An 18,362-nucleotide genomic window follows, 5' to 3' on the forward strand; every position below is an offset into this window, starting at 1 on the left:
TCAATATCCCGGATTTTGTTCCAGCACAGCATCCTTGTTCAGCTGAATTTCAGTTAAAGGAAGAGGAAGCAATACATTATAATTTTGAAAACCGGTAATAACTTTATTTTCTGGGGCATAAGGCACTTTATCTCCATTTTTTTCAATGCGCTCAGCGAGCATACCCGTACGCACCAATGTCATACGACGATTTTCTTCTCCAATCAATTCACGAGCACGTTCATCAAGAATAAAATCTAAGGTAATATCACTAGCATTAATTTTACCTAAATTAGGATTCGCGGTTTGCTGACGTGCTATTTTGAATGCCCTGTCTCTCAACTTGTTGATATCTTCAGCTGCTCCAGAAAGATTATTTTGACGAAATCGAGCTTCAGCTCGCAGCAAATACGTTTCTCCAAATCGCATTACAGGCCAATCTTTTACAACGGCATATCCAAAATCGTCCGTTACATCATAAGCTCCCCATTTTGTCGTATGGGGGTACCAAACTTCAAGACTATCCGTTTCATACGGAATAGCACGATCTCCTGTCTTAACTGTAATGACGCTGACCGCTTTAGGGGATGATTTGTCAACTCTGAATCCTTTCGCATCAATACCGATCTCTGCACTCCAGTTCGGACGATTATAATAGGTATAACGACGAATATTATAATTACTATTTCGTATGTCTCCTTTTTCATAAAGTCCATACTTCATAAAATTACTCAAACGAAGACGTCCGTTTCCTCTACCACCTAACGAATCGCAGTTAACCATCCCATCCCATTTATGATAAGCCGGTTGCCATACTCGGCGATGTTGGGGATTATCGATAGTGCCCCCATTAACATTGCGATTATATTCCATTTCAAATGTCCAGATAGCTTCCGTGTTACCTTGCGAGCGACGTTGTTTCCCCCATTTAAACATATCGTGATAATAATCTCCGGCTTCACTTGTGTCCCCATATCGTTCATCTATGAGAGCATACTTTTTACTTTCGATAATATCGGTCAAAACTTGTTCAGCCTTTGCAAGATAACTATTATCCCTCATCCCCATGCGCAAATAAGCCTCACCTGCCAATTGACGAGCCATATCTTTATTGATACGACTTTCATTTGATGCTTTCCCAACTTCAGGAAGATTGGCGATCGCAAAAGTTAAATCCTCATCGATCAATTGATCCACATCTGCAACTTTTTGCCGTGTGAAATCTGTACGAGGAACCGTTATCGCTTCAACAATCAACGGAACATCTCCCCATAACGTAACCAATAAGTTATAGGCATAAGCCCTAAAAAATTTTGCCTCCGCAGTAGCGGATTTATTATTTTCCCCTACAGTAGAAATTATAATATTAGCATTATTAATGAAATCGTAACACTTGCTCCATAAATATTGTACACCTGCATTTTCTGCGTTAAGATTAGCATATTGATAAAAAGGAACTTCAACTCCTTGAGTTGCACCCGCAGAAGCCACATCTGTCCCTATTTGCCAACAAGAAAGAAATCCTTGTTGACTGCTCCATCCCCACAGTTCGGCAAAGGTACGATGAAGCCCCATAATCTGTGCTTCAATGGTGGTCGCATCAGCATGACCAGGGACATAATAAGAATATACCCTTTCATCCAAAAAACTATCACCGCATGAAATTAAACCCATAGATAAAATGAAAGTAATTATAGTATAGTATATGATTCTTTTCATGATTCAATATTATTAAAATGTAACATTAACTCCTAAAACATAACTCCGTACCACCGGATAATTTGTACTCCAGTCACCAGATCCTCTTGGATCGTAACGTGCTTCAGGATCCCAGCCAATCCAGTCGGTAAACGTATAAAGATTACGCCCGCTTAAATACAATTGTATTCCACTTATTCCTATATTTTTAATCACCACTGAAGGTAAATTATAACTCAACGTAATATCTTTTATACGTGTATAACTTGCATCACATGGAAAGCCATACCCATGTCGATTAGAGGTATTGCTCAACGATCTCCACCTATTACTCTTGTTTTCAGGTGTCCAGAATCCTATCTCTGCAGGACCATTACGCCGTCCCATTTCGTCAGAAGCTGTCCCAATAGTTGTATTGTTTCGCATTAAACCTTGAACAGTATTGATAAATATACTTAATGAAAAATCCTTATAGGAAAAAGTATTAGTCAACCCCCCAATCCATTTTGGAGAAGTCTGTCCTAAAATGCTCCGATCGTTATCATCTATTTTTCCATCGGATTTCCCTTCCGGTCCACTTATATCGGCTAACTTCACATCTCCGGCTTGAGCTACTGGATCCCAATTCAAATGTTCACCTGCAGCAATTTCATCTTCTTGCCAAATTCCAACCATCGTATAATCATAAATAACCCCTATAGGATGCCCAATAAACCAACGGTTACCAATATCATCTTTACCATCGCCATAAAGGTCAATAATTTTGTTTTTATTCCATGAAAAAACAATCCCCATTGACCATGTAAAATCTTTGGTCACAATATTCTTCGAGTTGACTGTTACTTCAACACCTGTATTGGATGTTTTACCCATATTTGCCCAAACATTTTGATAACCGGTTATTTGAGGTAAACTGCGTTTCAAAAGCAAATCGGAAGTATTGGTCTTATAAAAATCAATAGTACCATTCACGCGATTATTCAAAAATCCAAAATCGATTCCTCCATTAAAACCTGTGGTAGTTTCCCACGACAAATCATTATTCCCCATAGAAGCCTGGGTTTTCAATGTTGTATGAGAAGCTTTACCCATCGCTAATGCAGAGGTTGACATTTTTGTCAAACTCTGATAAACGCCAATAGCTTCATTACCGGATTTACCATAAGAGAGTCGGATCTTCAAATTATTCAATACATTTACCATCGGCTCCATGAATTTTTCCCTACTCATGTTCCATCCCAAAGCAACAGAAGGAAATATACCATATTTATTATTTATTCCAAATACCGAAGAGCCATCACGACGAACCGTGAACGTAAACAAATATCGGCTGTCATACGAGTAATTTATACGTCCCATTTGAGAAAGTGAAGTATAAAGGTCTGCATAAGAACCAACCTTATGCGTTGCTGCTGCTCCTAAATTACCCCATTCAAGATCATCATTTGGGAAAATACTGCCCTCTGAAGTACTTTCCTGATAATGCTTCCGACTGGCAGCATACAATCCTGTAAAATCAAAATGATGAACATCAAAATCTTTATTATACGTAAGAATATTTTCCAAAGTCCATGTTTGTGTTTCTCGATTAAAAATTTTACCCCACCCGGTCATATTGTAAACAGATTTCCCCTCGTATTCATTTGTTCTCCAGGGAATATACGTATAGCCGGCATTCAATTTATATTGCAAACCAGATAATGGGCTCCAGATATTTCCAAAATTTACTTCGCCATAGCCGTTTACACTGATATTGAACTGGCGACGTTCAGGATCAAGGGTCGTTGAAAGCAAGGGATTTGCCCAAAGCGTTTCCGAATACATGGGATAATGAGTAAGGGAACCATCCTCTTCATATACTCTTGCATAAGGACTCATGGCTTCCGCATTGAGTAAATTGGCTCGTCCTCCATCGCGATTATGAGAGACAATATAAGAATTGGTTCCAATCGTTAAATAGTCTGTTGGATTCATATCAATATTGGTACGAATAGAATATCTTTTGTAATTATATCCTTTCACGATACCCTTTTCATTCATAAAATCACCCGAAACATAATATTTTACATTCTCTCTCCCACCAGATATACTTAAATTATGATCCTGAATATTTCCTGTTTGCGTCACCAAATCAATCCAATCAACGGTTTTCCCGTTGGCATAATTTTCGGCCTCATATTCATATCGAATTGGCCCTCCCTGATATAAACTGGCACCTTGTATACGAGCATACTCGGCATAACGTTCCAATACTTGTTCGGGTGATCCCGGTTCCAACACATGAGCCATTCCTTCAACTCCTCCATAACCATTGTAACGAATTACCGGCTTTCCGGTTGAACCTCGTTTAGTCGTAATCAGAATAACGCCATTAGCACCATTTGTCCCATAAATAGCAGTTGCGGATGCGTCTTTCAATATTTCCATAGATTCAATATCGTTGGGATTAATATCATTTAACGAGCCATCAGTTTTACTCAATGGCACTCCATCAACAACAATATAAGGTTCTGAAGAAGCATTAATAGAATTGCGTCCTCTGACCATCACGCTGGGAGCATCACCGGGAATAGAGGAAGACTGGGTAATATTAATACCTGCCGCTACACCTTGAATGGCTTGCAAAACATTAGTAACAGGCAGCTTTGAAAAACGATCTTTGGGAACTGAAGTTACAGATCCTGTTATATCCGATTTCTTCTGAGTTCCATAACCCACTACAACCACTTCTTCCAACATCTCGGTTTCTTCTTCCATTACCACATCTATTGCTGTCCTGCCATTCACCGGTATGCGTTGCGTTTTCATTCCCACATAAGAAATTTCCAGCGTGGCATCTCTAGGAACATTAGATAAGGTAAAAACACCGTCCATATCGGTTATTGTCCCGATAGTAGTGCCTTCAATCCGAACAGTAACACCGATAAGCGGTTCGCCTTTCGTGTCCTTTACCGTCCCTTTTACGGTAATCTGCTGGGCAAACATCGCAAGGGAGATTATCAATAGAAATGCCAATAATATCCCTTTTTCAAAACTAAATAAAGTCCTTTTCTTCATTTTCATGTTTTTAAAATTAAATTTTTTGTTAAATAAAACCTTATACTAAATTTTTTCCCGGTTGAATTTCCTAAATTATCTGTATTTTACTTCATTTTTTCAACTATTTTTCATTACAACGCTCTACATTTATACACATTTTACCCTATAGCTCCTTCCAATAGCTCCTTCCAACATTTGATACCTCCTTTCTTATATTAAAATATTGTAAAATTTCTCGCCTCCAAAATTATATATTCATAATAAACTTTTACTCCATTTATCATTCAAAAAGGAAGAATTTAAGACAAGTTGTTCATTTTAAATAAAATAACAACTACACAAAATCACGTTAAAAAAATGCATTACATTTCGTTATTCATACAAAAGTTACTATTTTTGAAAAAAGAGAATGAGATGAAGCATTATTTAAGATATCGATCGATAAAAAAATATAGTGCCGTTTTGCTACTCTTCCTTTGGCTGAAGGGAATAAATGCGATTGATGCAGCTACTCCAAAAGAACATACAACAACACAAGGACAGGTTGCACAAAGAGAACAAGCCGAACAAAAAAAACATGTCCCGTTAACGTTTAATCAGCTTTCCACTTCCGACGGACTGCCTACCAACGAAGTGCAGAAGGTATATCAAGATAAAGACGGATTCATTTGGTTCGCCACCCGATACGGACTATGCAAATATGACGGCTATCAAATCAGTGTCTATACGCGCCGACTAAACAACCCAAACTCCCTCTCAAACAACAACATTCTGTGTTTGGCCGAAGATCACGACCACCACTTGTGGATCGGCACGCAAGACGGGTTAAATGTTCTGAACAAAAAAACGGGAGATATAAAAAGAGTACCTGTTCCCGGCATTCCCAATCCCGTTGTTTCATGCATTCTGGTAACCCGCGACGACGAAATATGGCTTGGACTCGATGAAGGATTGTTCAGGTATTCTCCCGAACAAAACGAATTTGTCTACCTCAACAGAAATAGCACCAACGGCGTACTCTCCGACAGTCCCGTCAAATCCCTCCTGGAAGACTCCTGCGGCGATATATGGATCGGTACATGGAACAGGGGTTTGTTCCGTTACGATTCCAAAAAACAAGTCTTTGTACCCTACCCGCAAATGAACGAACGCAATTCTGCTCATGTAATCTATGAAGACAGTAGAAAAAATATCTGGATAGGAACATGGGACGCAGGTTTGCAATTGCTGAAAAATCCACGTGATCCTGAAAATGTTTCCTGGCAAACTTTCCGCAACAATCCTGCTGACAACTTCAGCCTTTCCGACAATATTGTTTACGATATTTGTGAAGATGTCAATACAGGCGCGTTGTGGATCGGTACCCGTAGTGGATTGAGTATTCTGGAATACGACCATCCTGAACGTTTCATCAATTACAAATCCACCCAATCGTTTTACCGCATTCCGAGTGACGAAATCAATTCCATCATCCGCGACCACGAAAACAACATCTGGATCGGTACCATCGGCGGCGGGGTATTCATCACCCATACCGAAAAAACGCCTTTCCATACTTTCACTGTCAACATCCCGCAAGTTCCCACATCGACGGTGCGTTCACTTTTGGTAGATCAAGATAACAATATTTGGATAGGAATAGGCACTTACGGTCTGGTTTACTACAACCGTAAAAACGGTACGTATCGGCATCAGTCACAAATTCCCGAATTGAAAACCATGGGGTATGCTACTATTTACGATATTCTTCAACGAAAAAACGGCGAAATCCTGTTTGCTTCCTACGGCAATGGCCTTTACAGCTACCGCAAAGGCATGCCCTGTCGGCAATTCACTTACGCCAACAGCTCTTTTATCAAAGAAGACCGCATCATTTCGCTCTACGAAGACAGCCATGCCAATTGCTGGATAGGAACTCAAACCGGCGTAGGCGTTTTGTCGCCCGACGGCAACGGATTCACCTTGAACGACCTGAGCGCGGGAAACCAAAACCTCTCCCAATGCTATGTGAAAGATATCCTCGAAGACCCGAATCATAATATCTGGCTGGCTACCATCAACTACGGGTTAATCCGGCTATCGGGAGATTTTGCCTCGATGCAGCACATCACCTGCAAAAATTACTGCTTCGAAAAGCAAAACATTTCAACCAACAGCGTGCTCTGCCTTCATCTCGATAAATCCAACCGCATTTGGGCAGGTACCGAAAACGGCGGACTGTTTCTGTATGATGAAAAAACGGATTCCTTTATCGAGAAAAATCCGCCCCACAACATCCTCGGCGACATGGTGGGAAGCATTGAAGAAGATCGCGAAGGCAATCTCTGGCTGGGAACCAACAAGGGATTGATCAAACTCTCATTCAACCCTGAAGCCGAATTGGATTCTTTCCGCATCTATACCACCACCGATGGACTTCAAGACAATTTTTTCATTCCCAAATCTTCATTTAATCACGACGGCGAACTCTTTTTCGGCGGCTACAAAGGTTTTATCGGTTTCTCACCCGAACTCATAAAACATGCTGTGGTCGAAAGCCCTTTTTTTGTAACCGACATCAAAATATTCAATCGATCCGTTTCCGGTATGCAGGAAAAAGAAAGAAAAAAAATACTGGCACAAATTCCTCCCTACACAAAACGTCTCATCATACCGCACAAATACAACAATTTCAGCATCGAGTTCGCTTCCTTGAGCTATCGCAATCCCGAACTCAGTCAATATGCCTATAAACTCGACGGATTCGATAAAGAATGGCAATATACCGATTCGAAAAGGCATTTCGCCTACTACAACAACCTGTCACCCGGCAATTATACTTTCATGCTAAAAGCAACCTCACAAAACGGTATCTGGAACAACGAAATCCAACAAATTTCCGTTGAGGTGCTTCCCCCTTTCTGGCTCACATGGTGGGCATTCACCCTTTACGTTGTGATCTCGCTCACCATTGCCTACCTCATTTACCGAAACATCCGCAACCGCATCCAACTAAAAAACCAACTGCAACTGAAGCAAATGGAGCAGGAAAAAGCCGAAGAACTCAATCAAACCAAACTGCAGTTTTTCACCAACATCACGCACGAATTCCTCACGCCATTGACCATTATTTCGGCATCGGTAGACGAATTGAAGATGACTACGCCCCGTTCCGACGACATTTTCACCGTTATCACACAAAACATCCACAGACTGATGCGGCTCTTTCAGCAAATACTGGAATTTCGTAAAGCCGAAAGCGGCAATCTCCGCTTGCGTGTATCGTATGGTAATCTCTCGGATTTCGTAAGAACAAAAACCGAAAGCTTTCGCCCTTTAATCAAAAAGAAAAAAATACACCTCTCATTTGTGAGCAATCCCGAAAACATCTCCGGTTATTTTGATCCCGACAAAATAGACAAGATACTCTACAATCTCATCTCCAACGCGGCCAAATATACACCGGAGGACGGATTTATTCAGGTAAATCTCTCTTACAGAAACAATAATCGCGACTATGTTCTTCTATCCGTCAAAGACAACGGCTGCGGCATCTCGTCCGAAGATCAAAAAAATCTGTTCACCCGTTTCTACGAAGGTGATTACCGTCGCTTCAATACCACCGGAACAGGAATCGGGTTATCCCTTACCAAAGACCTGGTCAATCTCCACTATGGCGATATCCGGGTGGAAAGTGAAAAAAACAAAGGTTGTACTTTCTTCCTTACTTTCCCCATCGAAAAATCATATTTCAACTCTTCTGAAGTCGAAGAAGAGCCGGCCGTTGTCATTGATGAAGAATGCACTAATAATCCGGCTCAAACCACAGATGTTTCCGAGAACACAGACTCCAAAAACAAATTACAAGCGCCTACGCTGCTGGTGGTCGAAGACAACGAAGAATTGCTGCAACTCATGGTACGCCTGCTGGGTAAAGAGTACAACGTACTCACGGCAGAAAACGGCAAAGAGGCTGTCACTATTATCGAAAACGAAACGGTGGAACTCATCATCTCCGATATCATGATGCCCGAAATGGACGGCATCGCATTGTGCCGGTTCGTCAAGAGCACCATCGAATACAGTCACATTCCCATCATTCTGCTCACAGCCAAAAATAAGGAGGAAGATAAAGCCGAAGCCTACGAATCGGGCGCCGACGCCTTTATCAGTAAACCGTTCAACTTGAGCGTTTTGTATGCACGAATCAAGAACCTGCTGAAAAACAGGGAAAGAATGGCCGGCGATTTCAAAAATCAGGTGTTTTTCGAGTTGAAAGACCTCAACTATACCAGTATCGATAAGCAGTTTATTCAAAAAGCCATCGATTGTGTTTACCGCCATCTCGACGATGTCGAATTCGATCAGGCACAATTCGTGGAAGAGATGGGAACCAGCAAATCCACGCTCTACAACAAACTCAAATCGCTCACCGGCCTCAATACCTCGGCTTTCATCCGTAACATCCGCCTGAAAGCTGCCTGCAAAATTATGGAAGACACCCAAAACATCCGAATATCCGAATTGGCATACAATGTAGGATTCAATGATCCCAAATATTTCAGCGCCTGCTTCAAAAAAGAATTCAACATGCTTCCGAGCGAGTATATGGAAAAATTCACCATCAAGAACGAGTCAAAGGGAGAACAGGTTGAAAAAGGAAAACCGTAAATTAAACGAAAAAACCAAAGATTGAAACGGGAAAGCCAAAAAAACGGCTGCATCTTCCCGTCGTTTTGCAAGCAGATGTGCCTGTACGGGAAAATGCAGCCTTGAATCTAAAAAGCCGAGATAAAAAACCCTACATCATTTGATTTCCAACGTGACAATAGATTTTGCCGGAAGATTCACCGTCAGTGCACCGTCACCTACTATTTTTGCACCGTTAAATGCGGTCGGTTTCACCGTATTCGGGCTCTCAAACGTATTGTGGTCGGTCAGATTAGCCGCCATTAAGATCTCTCCGGTAACTTTTTTGCCCTTCAATCCGGCTAATTCCACGGTAATTTCCTGACTGTTGTCGGCATCCACGTTCGAGAGAGAAAGATGAATCACCCCGTTCTTGTCGCGCGAAGCCGTAGCACTGATCATCGGCACCGTACGGTTTTCTTCCACTTTCTTTTTTTCGCATATCAAATCAAAAGGCAGATACGTGGCATCCTGATGCACCTTATACATCCGGAAAACGTGATAGGTTGGCGTCAACACCATTCTTCCTTTGTCATCCGTCAAAATCATGGACTGCAACACATTCACCATCTGGGCAATGTTGGCCATCACCACCCGGTCGGTATATTTATGAAAAACATCCAGCGTAAGCGCAGCCACAAAAGCGTCGCGCATCGTATTCTGCTGATACAGATGCCCGCGCACCGTACCCGGTTCTTCATCCCACCAGGTACCCCACTCGTCCACCAACAAACCCACTCTCTTTCGTGGATCGTATTTGTCCATGATGGCAATATGGTTCTTCAGCACTTGCTCGATTTCCAGCGCCTTACCCAGCGTCCGGTAATACTCCTCTTTCGCAAACTGCGTGGCAGAGCCTTTGTTGTCCCAACGGTGTACGGTATAGTAGTGCAACGAAAGACCGTTCATGTGGCGACCGGCATTTTTCATCAGCACTTCCGTCCAGTTGTAATCGTAATCGCTCGCACCGCTGGCCACCTTGTACAGCCGATTTTCGCCGTAATTGCGGCAATAGGTCTGATAACGCCGATACATATCCGAGTAAAACTCGGGAGTCATGTTTCCTCCGCATCCCCAGCTTTCGTTACCCACACCGATATATTTCACTTTCCAAGGCTTCTCTCGCCCGTTTTTGCGACGCAATGCCGTCATCTCAGACTCGGCATCCGATGTCATGTATTCCACCCATTTTGCCAGTTCTTCCACTGTTCCGCTACCCACATTCCCGCTGATATAGGGCTCGCATCCCAACATCTCACACAAATTCAAAAACTCGTGCGTGCCAAAACTGTTGTCTTCCACCGTTCCTCCCCAATTGGTATTCACCAGTTTGGGACGTTGTTCACGGGGACCGATCCCATCCATCCAATGATATTCGTCGGCAAAGCACCCTCCCGGCCAACGGATTACGGGTACCTGCAACGCTTTCAATGCTTCAAATACATCTTTGCGGTAACCGTTGATATTGGGAATGGGAGAATCTTCGCCAACCCATATTCCGCCGTAAATACACCGACCCAGATGTTCGGCAAACTGACCGTAAATCTCTTTGTGAATCACCTGTTCACCTTTGTCGGGATAGACCCGCATCACCGGTTTCTGCTGAGCAAACATCGCAACAGAAACCATTACCATTAAACTCAATACACTTGTTTTTCTCATTTTCAATTCTGATTTAATACCAATTTGGCGTTTTATCGATTTTTCTTTCCTATTTACAGTATTTCTTCAATCGCTCATATTCTTCTTGGGTTATTTGAATCACCGCACCGTGTTTTTGATTCGAGAAATTGGTACGTTTCATCACCCCTTTGTCGAAATGTCCGATATCGGTAAATGTTTCGAAAGACGCAAAACCGTAAACGAATACGCCGGCAACACCACGTTGTTGTTTTGTATTTTCTCCTTTACGGTAGCTGGTTTCGCTGTTTTGTCTGAAGGATCTCCGGTTAAAACCGTTTTTTCGACAGGCAAATCCCCAAAGTCGAAATTCCGAAACGCAACCGTTATTTCCACCGGCAACATGTTGACCAGTTTCACGATATAATCTCCCGTTGCCGCATCCCTCACGATGGAATGGGCAAAACGCGCACGAACTTTTGCGTTGTCCGTCGCCATTTCAACCCTTGCCGGAATGTACTCCTCACCGGCATTGTTCCCGAAAAGTTTTTGAACCCAATAACCCACCGTGGGTTTCACTTCGGTGTTATTGAAATAAATCAAATCGGGATTCCATTGCGTATGTCCCTCTTTAGCTAGCAGCGGGGCATAAGAAGCCATCATTACCACATCGCCGTTGCGTTCAACGTTGCAAAGGTGCAGCGCTTCGGCAAGTGCCGTTTCCAGGTTGTTGGGTCTTCCGGGCAGGTGAGCCGCATATTCGCCGAGATACACTTTCGGTTTATTTCGGTCGTATTTATCGTAAAAATCCGCATTGTAAATCATCCATGCCGGCGATACATAATAATGCTCATCCACCATCGGCACACCCAATTCAGCAGCAAACCGCCAACCCTCTTCATAATCGCTGCCCTCATAAAACGGTCCGGTAGTACCGACAACCGTAATTTCGGGATGTTTTTCCTTAATCGCGTTGAAAATCATTTCGAAACGCTCCTTAAACACCTCACTGATCAAGTCTTCGTTGCCGATGCCTATATACTTAAGATGGAAAGGTTCGGGATGTCCCGCTTGTGCACGGAGTTTTCCCCACCTGGTCGATTTATCTCCGTTCGCCCATTCAATCAAATCCAGGATATCCTGAATATAGGCCTCCATTTCTTCAAGCGGAATGCCGCCCTGCTGACCGGCCAATCCGTTTTTGCCCTCACGTGAATTTTGACACGGCACACCGGCAGCAAGTACCGGCAGCGGTTCGGCTCCGATGTCTTCACAAAACTGAAAATACTCGAAATAGCCCAATCCCCTGGTCTGGTGATAACCCCAAAGATTAAAATCGGGTTTGCGCTCCTCCAACCTGCCGATCGATTCTTTCCACCGGTAGATATTTTCAATGCCGTTGCCGTGCGCTACACAACCACCTGGAAAACGCACAAATCGTGGGCTGAGGTCGGCAATCGCCTGTGCCAAATCGGCACGCAAGCCGTTTTTTCGGTTTTTAAAGGTTTTTTGCGGGAAAAGAGAAAAAAGGTCACATCTTACTTCCCATCCTGCTTTACTTTTACGGGAAGAAGAAACATCAGATACATAAATTGCAGTAGGACCATCAGCTCCTCCGATATGCTTATCGGGAAGTGAAGAAGAAGAAGAAGAAGAAGAAGAAGAAGAAGAAGAAGAAGAAACGGCAACCTGCAATTTTGCATTGGTGACTGTTTGACGAGCCGTCAATACCGATGCGTATTTTTTCCAATGCTTAGCATTGACCTTGATGATCGCTTCGTTGCTCACCGCATTTCCTTTATCGTCGATCAGTTTAACGAAAATTCTTCCCGGTTTTTCCGCTTTGGCAAACATCGAAAAATCGTATTTGTCGCCCTGCTTAATCGCTATGCCGTCAAAACCCTCGTTAACCAACGTTTGGCCGGATTCCAACACCACATGGTGTGGATTATTGGGGTGTAAAGGATTGAGCGTATCAATCTTTATCTCATGGGGGGAATGCCGTGTGTCAATGGTCCATGCTGTTGTGCTGTTCCATTCGCGTCGATCTTTTCGGGAATACTCGAAACCGCGGTTTTGCAGCAACTCGGCATACAACCCGCCATCGGCTGCATAATTGATGTCTTCAAAGAAAACTCCAATCAGTTTGTCGCTGATCCTCTTCGATTTATCGACATCGGCCTCAACCGTTACTTTCACCGGTTGCAGTCCGGAAAAACGCAGCGCATCGTCTTTCGCCTGCTCATCATAAAGTAACCTTTTGTAAGCACTCAGCTGCGCCGTCTTCATCAGGTTGTCTATGGTTTGCCAATCCACTTCGAACGTATTCGTAGAGGTCAAAAGATCTCCCTTTGCATTCCGATCGATATAATAATCCTGAGGTTTCCAGTGAATCAGATCCGGAGAAACCGTCCGACCGTAAACCGCTTCATCCACCCGAAAGACACACTTCCACAGCCCGTCTTCCCTTGTCAGCACGGGGTCATGCATCTTCTTGTGAGACCCCCACGGTCCGTAATCGCTACCTAAAAAACGATGATCGATCAAATGCCACTGCTCACCATCGATACTCCACTTGAAATACAAACCGTTGCGATTTTCAACCGTCAACCATGCCGAATCGGGAGTATCGGCAACAATCCTTCCCCAACCCGATATTACCAACACACAGATCAACAAAATTTTAACAAAGCACTTCTCTCTCATTCTTATATTTTTTATCCTTTATCTCATCTTATTTATATTTTAGCTACATCCTCTTCTTTGCAAAAAATATTTTCTCGACGCAGGATTTTCTTCGCCCTACATGAAAATACCGTTATATTTTTTTATCCTGAATAAATTTATACAGGACATGTATTTACATAAAACATATCGGCGTTAGTCGGTATAAACAACTGCTCCGCCCAATCCCTGCATGCGGATCGTCAAATTCCCCATTTTATCCACAGTCGCCGTTTTCAAACCAGCCGTTCGGTCGTCCTTGTCATAAAGGATTTTCACCTGCTTCCCTGCCAGCCACGGCAGCGACAACGTGAGTTCCTTGGGCTGATGATCGGCATGTGTGGCGGCAATATACCACTTAATGCCGGCCCGTCGCGCAATCACGCAGAACTTTCCGGGATAACCGTCCACAAAACGCGTCTCATCCCACACCACGGGCACCTTTTTCATAAAATCGAGCACATATTCGGGCTGCTCCTCCAAGTTGTTCGGCGTAATGCCGAAATGCTGCAAGGGCGACTGATACAGCACCGCCGTCGCCACCTGAAACGCATCGGTCGTCCTGCGGTAATTACCGTAACTGTCGTCTTTCGAAAACCGACGGTTAAAAAACACCGGACCGAAATCCATTGCCGCCACCGCATTGCGCGTAAACGGCAAAATCGTGCTCACCAATGCCTCCTTGTCCGCAAAATCCTGACTGAAAACCAGGTTCTCCGAAGCCAGGGTCGCCTCGCTCGAAAAATGGTTGGGATACATCCGCTCCCATCCCCGCGGCAACGTTGTGCCGTGAAAATTCACAAACAAGCCGTAACGGTCAGCATCGGTCAATATATCCTCATACAGCTTCATCGTCGCCTGTTTGTCGCCGCCAAAGAAATCCACCTTGATTCCCTTCACTCCCAACCTCTTCATCCATTCCATCTCTTCCCGTCGGGCAGGAGCCGTATCCATTTTGTGCTTCGGTCCCTGTGGCGCATCATTCCAAGCCCCGTTGGAATTGTACCATAATATAACATCCACACCCTTCGACTGTGCATAGGCAATCAGCGACGGCATGTTCTCGTACCCGATCTGCTTATCCCACAGTGCATCGATCAGAATGTATTCGTACCCCATTGCCGCCGCCAGATCGATAAACGTTTGCTGATCCCTGTAGTTGCAGCTCGCATCCTGCCACAAGATCCAGCTCCACGTGCTGCGGCCGGGCACATAATGTTGCGAAGGCTCGTACAGCGGTTCTATTCCGTTGCATGCCGAGGTGGTCTCTACAATCGGCTTCAGCGTTTCACCCACCGTCAGGGTTTTCCACGATGTCAGCAACGGCAACGCTGCCGTAACCGTGGTGTCACCTATTCCGCCGTTCTCTCCTTTCATCGGAAATTCAATCGTATACAACCCATCGGCCGTTCCATCGCTCAATCGCGTGCCTGCGTATTTGCTGCTCACGCCTGTTTCCGAAACCAGCACCCAACCATCGTTACCTACATGAAACAACGCCGGGAAAGTATATCCCAATCCGTACCGCGAAGGGGTTCCCACCGGCTCTTCCACCGTATATTCTTCTTCATAACTCGGTTTTGATTTCATCCAGCCGCTGCCCGCAGGCGCCTGCGGCGTAATAAAAGTAGTGGTACCGGCAGGAAAATCGAACCCCGTCCGTTCGCGGTAAATCGTACAGCGAGACTTGTCCTTCGAGCGAATGCGGTAAGCAAGCGAAATATCGTTATCGGCCACCCTGAATATCACATCCAGCGAATCGTTCCCGGCGTTGGTGTAAGTAGCCGTCAATTCGTTGGCCACATAGTGCACCCGGCTTACCTTGCCATGCAGCAACGCATACGTTTCGTCCACTTTCCGCATCACACTGCCGACATGATGCAGACCGGACGTAAAATCGCCGATCGAAGTCTCCACTCCCAGCGGCGAAGGCTCCAGCAGGGTTTTACCTCGATATTCCACTCCATACCGCACTGTCCCCTCTTCTTGCGTTAATTTCACTTTCAGCGCACCGTCGGGACTACACACCTCTTGTGCAACCATGCCCTCAACAAAGAAAATGCATAATAGTAACGAATAAAAACATCTCATTATCGCGTATTTTTTTTTATTTCAGTAAACGAATTTCGAAAACCGACGAAGTTACTTCCCCTCCGGCAGGTTGAAAAACAATCGTGTGTTCCCCGCTTTTCAAAGGCGGAAGCGCATACGTCAACCGCACAAAATCATCATCCATCGGTTCCAACTTCGGTTCGCCCTTCAACTCCTCGTTATCGATCAGTATAAGCGAACGGTTTGCCTCATTTTTATGTTGTACAATAGCAAGATAAGAAGCCGGCTCTTCTGTTTTCATGCGGTAACCAAACCACCCCCTTGCTTTTCTGAAATGCCGGTTGTTAATGTCTCCCGTCTCCGAATCTTCGTAACGAATAAAATGGTCGGACTCCGACTGTTGTTCGCCGGGATAAATCACATCGAGTGTTCGGTTTTCTATTTCGTCATACTGGTTTTGGTATAAGGTACTTGCTTGTCGCGATGCATCATCCTGCACGCTTTCGGTCTGCGGAAAATAAATGAGATAACGTTGGTTATGCAGCGCATAAAACGGAATAAACTCCATGTCCTTCCGTGCCGGGAACGTCTCCCCTGTATATACGAATCGCAACCCCTCGTCGTCCAATCTGCTGAGCGAACTTTCAATTTCGGCCGACGTGCCGATAAAAGCAGGAATTTCGTTCAGGGGGATCAACTTCCCGTGAGCGATATGCCCCCCTCGACTATCATCGGCATACAGTCCCTTCAGGTCCTCCGTACCCATTGGCGCAGCCAACACAATCGGCCCATACTGAAAAGCATAATAAGGACTCTTGTCGGGCAACTGCACCAGGTTGACCTGCATAGGCAGACGCAACGTCACGCTGTCTCCTCTCTTCCACTTTCGTTCCAGTGTCAGGTATTCACCCGTCACTGCTCCATAGCCAAGCCATTCGCCGTTAACGGACACTTCAATTTGTTCGGGCTCCTTTACCCATGAAGGAATCCGCAGTTTCAATGCCAATTTTTTGCTTTCCGCCTCTTCAAACGTAAAATTCATCTCTCCGCTGTACGGGAAACGCGTACGCTGTGAAAAAACGACCCCTTTTTCCTCCCACGTCAGACGCGAAGGAATAAAAAGATTCACATACAACGCATCCCTGTCGTGCGCATAGATCAATTCACCGTATTTGGCATGATTCTCCAAACCCGTTCCCACACAGCACCAGAAACTCGTTTCCGGCTGTGAATATACCCGGTAATGACCCGGACGCATCGGCGTAAAATATACAAAACCGCCCCGTTCCGGTTCTTCCGACGAAAGAATATGGTTAAACAGCGCCTTCTCGTAATAATCCATCAGGTACACTTCCGGTGTACTCTTATACAGCCTCTTCGTCAGTCGCAACATGTTGTAGGTATTGCACGTTTCGGGACCCTGCACATCCTCGATCATCGCACTGAAATCGTCCGGCGGATTGAAATGTTCCCGCACACTGTTCCCGCCGATACACACCGAGCGGTTCTCCGTCACCGTTTTCCAGAAAAAGCGGGCAGCTTTGTCCCAATCGGCATTGTGTTCGTCATCGGCAATACGTTTATATCCGATCACCTTAGGAATCTGTGTATTGGCATGTAAACCCGTCAAACTGTCTTTTTCCTGTATCAATGGCCGCAGAATTTTCAGGTGCGAAAAGCGGTGAGCCAACTGCAGGTATTTCTTATCGCCGGTAATTTCGTAAACCGCAGCAAACACCTCGTTCAGTCCGCCATGCTCGCTCTTCAGCATCTCCTGCATCTGTTCGTCGCTCAACCCCGCCGTAATGTCCAACATCCAGTCGGTATATTTCACCAACATATCCCGTGCCTGTTCACTCCCGACATGAATATATGCATCCAGTAAACCGTTGTAAGTCTTATGGATATTGTACAGCGGAACCCATTTGCCGTTCAGGTCGAACGAACCCGCCCGGATATCGCCCCGTTTAATCTCTTCCCACAACACCAAACTTCCCGGCGTTCCTCCGATGAATCCCGTACCTACATGATCCTGACACCGTTTCAGCTCATCGAGAAAATAATCCAGCCGCCGTTTCACTTCCGCATCTCCGGTCGCCGCATACATCATCGACAATGCCGAAAGGTAATGCCCGCCGATATGACCGTCCAACCCCGTATTTTCCCAATTGGGATACGAAGGCGCCTTGGGTTGAAGTCCGGCCTCGCGCAGAAAAGGCGACAGCAGCCGATCCGGCTCCAATGCCAACAAATACCGCAAGTCGGTTTGTTGAGCAGAAAGAAAAGGGCTCTCCAACAACCGAACTTGATTAAGAGAAAATAAATCAACCTGTTGCCTGGTTTGTGCCGTTAACGGAAAAACGCATAATGCAATACCCATTAACAAAACGAAGTTCTTCATTGGTTTGCCCTTTCCATTCATAATTTGTAATTTATAATCTATGATTCATACTTTATACTTTATACTTTATACTTTATACTTTATACTTTATACTTTATACTTTATACTTTATACTTTATACTTTATACTTTATACTTTATACTTTATACTTTATACTTTATACTTTATACTTTATACTTTA

At 44.4% G+C, this 18,362-nt stretch carries 7 protein-coding genes; 1 reads left to right on the plus strand and 6 read right to left on the minus strand.

Annotation, left to right across the window (positions count from 1 at the left end):
* Positions 1 to 1,698: a RagB/SusD family nutrient uptake outer membrane protein gene (locus OLM34_RS00710; protein ID WP_264404510.1), complete on the minus strand. Its 1,698-nt coding sequence runs from the start codon at positions 1,696 to 1,698 to the stop codon at positions 1 to 3.
* A 12-nt stretch (positions 1,699 to 1,710) separates the two neighbouring features.
* A complete protein-coding gene (locus OLM34_RS00715; protein WP_320051496.1) occupies positions 1,711 to 4,662 on the minus strand; it encodes a SusC/RagA family TonB-linked outer membrane protein in 2,952 nt (983 codons plus the stop codon).
* Positions 4,663 to 5,130: 468 nt separating this feature from the next.
* Between OLM34_RS00715 and OLM34_RS00720 the strand changes: the two genes are divergently transcribed.
* On the plus strand, positions 5,131 to 9,366 hold the full coding sequence (locus tag OLM34_RS00720) for a hybrid sensor histidine kinase/response regulator transcription factor (RefSeq protein WP_264404514.1): 4,236 nt from the start codon (positions 5,131 to 5,133) through the stop codon (positions 9,364 to 9,366).
* A gap of 135 nt (positions 9,367 to 9,501) precedes the next feature.
* On the opposite strand, the gene OLM34_RS00725 is transcribed toward OLM34_RS00720, so the two are convergent.
* From OLM34_RS00725 to OLM34_RS00740, 4 genes are all read right to left on the minus strand, one after another.
* Positions 9,502 to 10,998, minus strand: a complete 1,497-nt coding sequence (locus OLM34_RS00725) for an alpha-N-arabinofuranosidase (protein ID WP_264404572.1) — start codon at positions 10,996 to 10,998, stop codon at positions 9,502 to 9,504.
* Between the two features lie 189 nt (positions 10,999 to 11,187).
* The gene (locus OLM34_RS00730; RefSeq protein WP_264404516.1) at positions 11,188 to 13,710 is read right to left on the minus strand and encodes an alpha-L-arabinofuranosidase C-terminal domain-containing protein; all 2,523 of its coding nucleotides are present in this window, start codon (positions 13,708 to 13,710) and stop codon (positions 11,188 to 11,190) included.
* A gap of 174 nt (positions 13,711 to 13,884) precedes the next feature.
* Complete coding sequence (locus tag OLM34_RS00735) at positions 13,885 to 15,819, minus strand: glycoside hydrolase family 97 protein (protein WP_264404517.1); 1,935 nt, start codon at positions 15,817 to 15,819, stop codon at positions 13,885 to 13,887.
* A gap of 16 nt (positions 15,820 to 15,835) precedes the next feature.
* The gene (locus OLM34_RS00740; RefSeq protein WP_264404573.1) at positions 15,836 to 18,181 is read right to left on the minus strand and encodes a glycoside hydrolase family 127 protein; all 2,346 of its coding nucleotides are present in this window, start codon (positions 18,179 to 18,181) and stop codon (positions 15,836 to 15,838) included.
* Positions 18,182 to 18,362 lie beyond the last annotated feature (181 nt).

The organism is Anaerorudis cellulosivorans, assembly GCF_025943985.1.
Taxonomy (GTDB): Bacteria; Bacteroidota; Bacteroidia; order Bacteroidales; family Dysgonomonadaceae; genus Anaerorudis; species Anaerorudis cellulosivorans.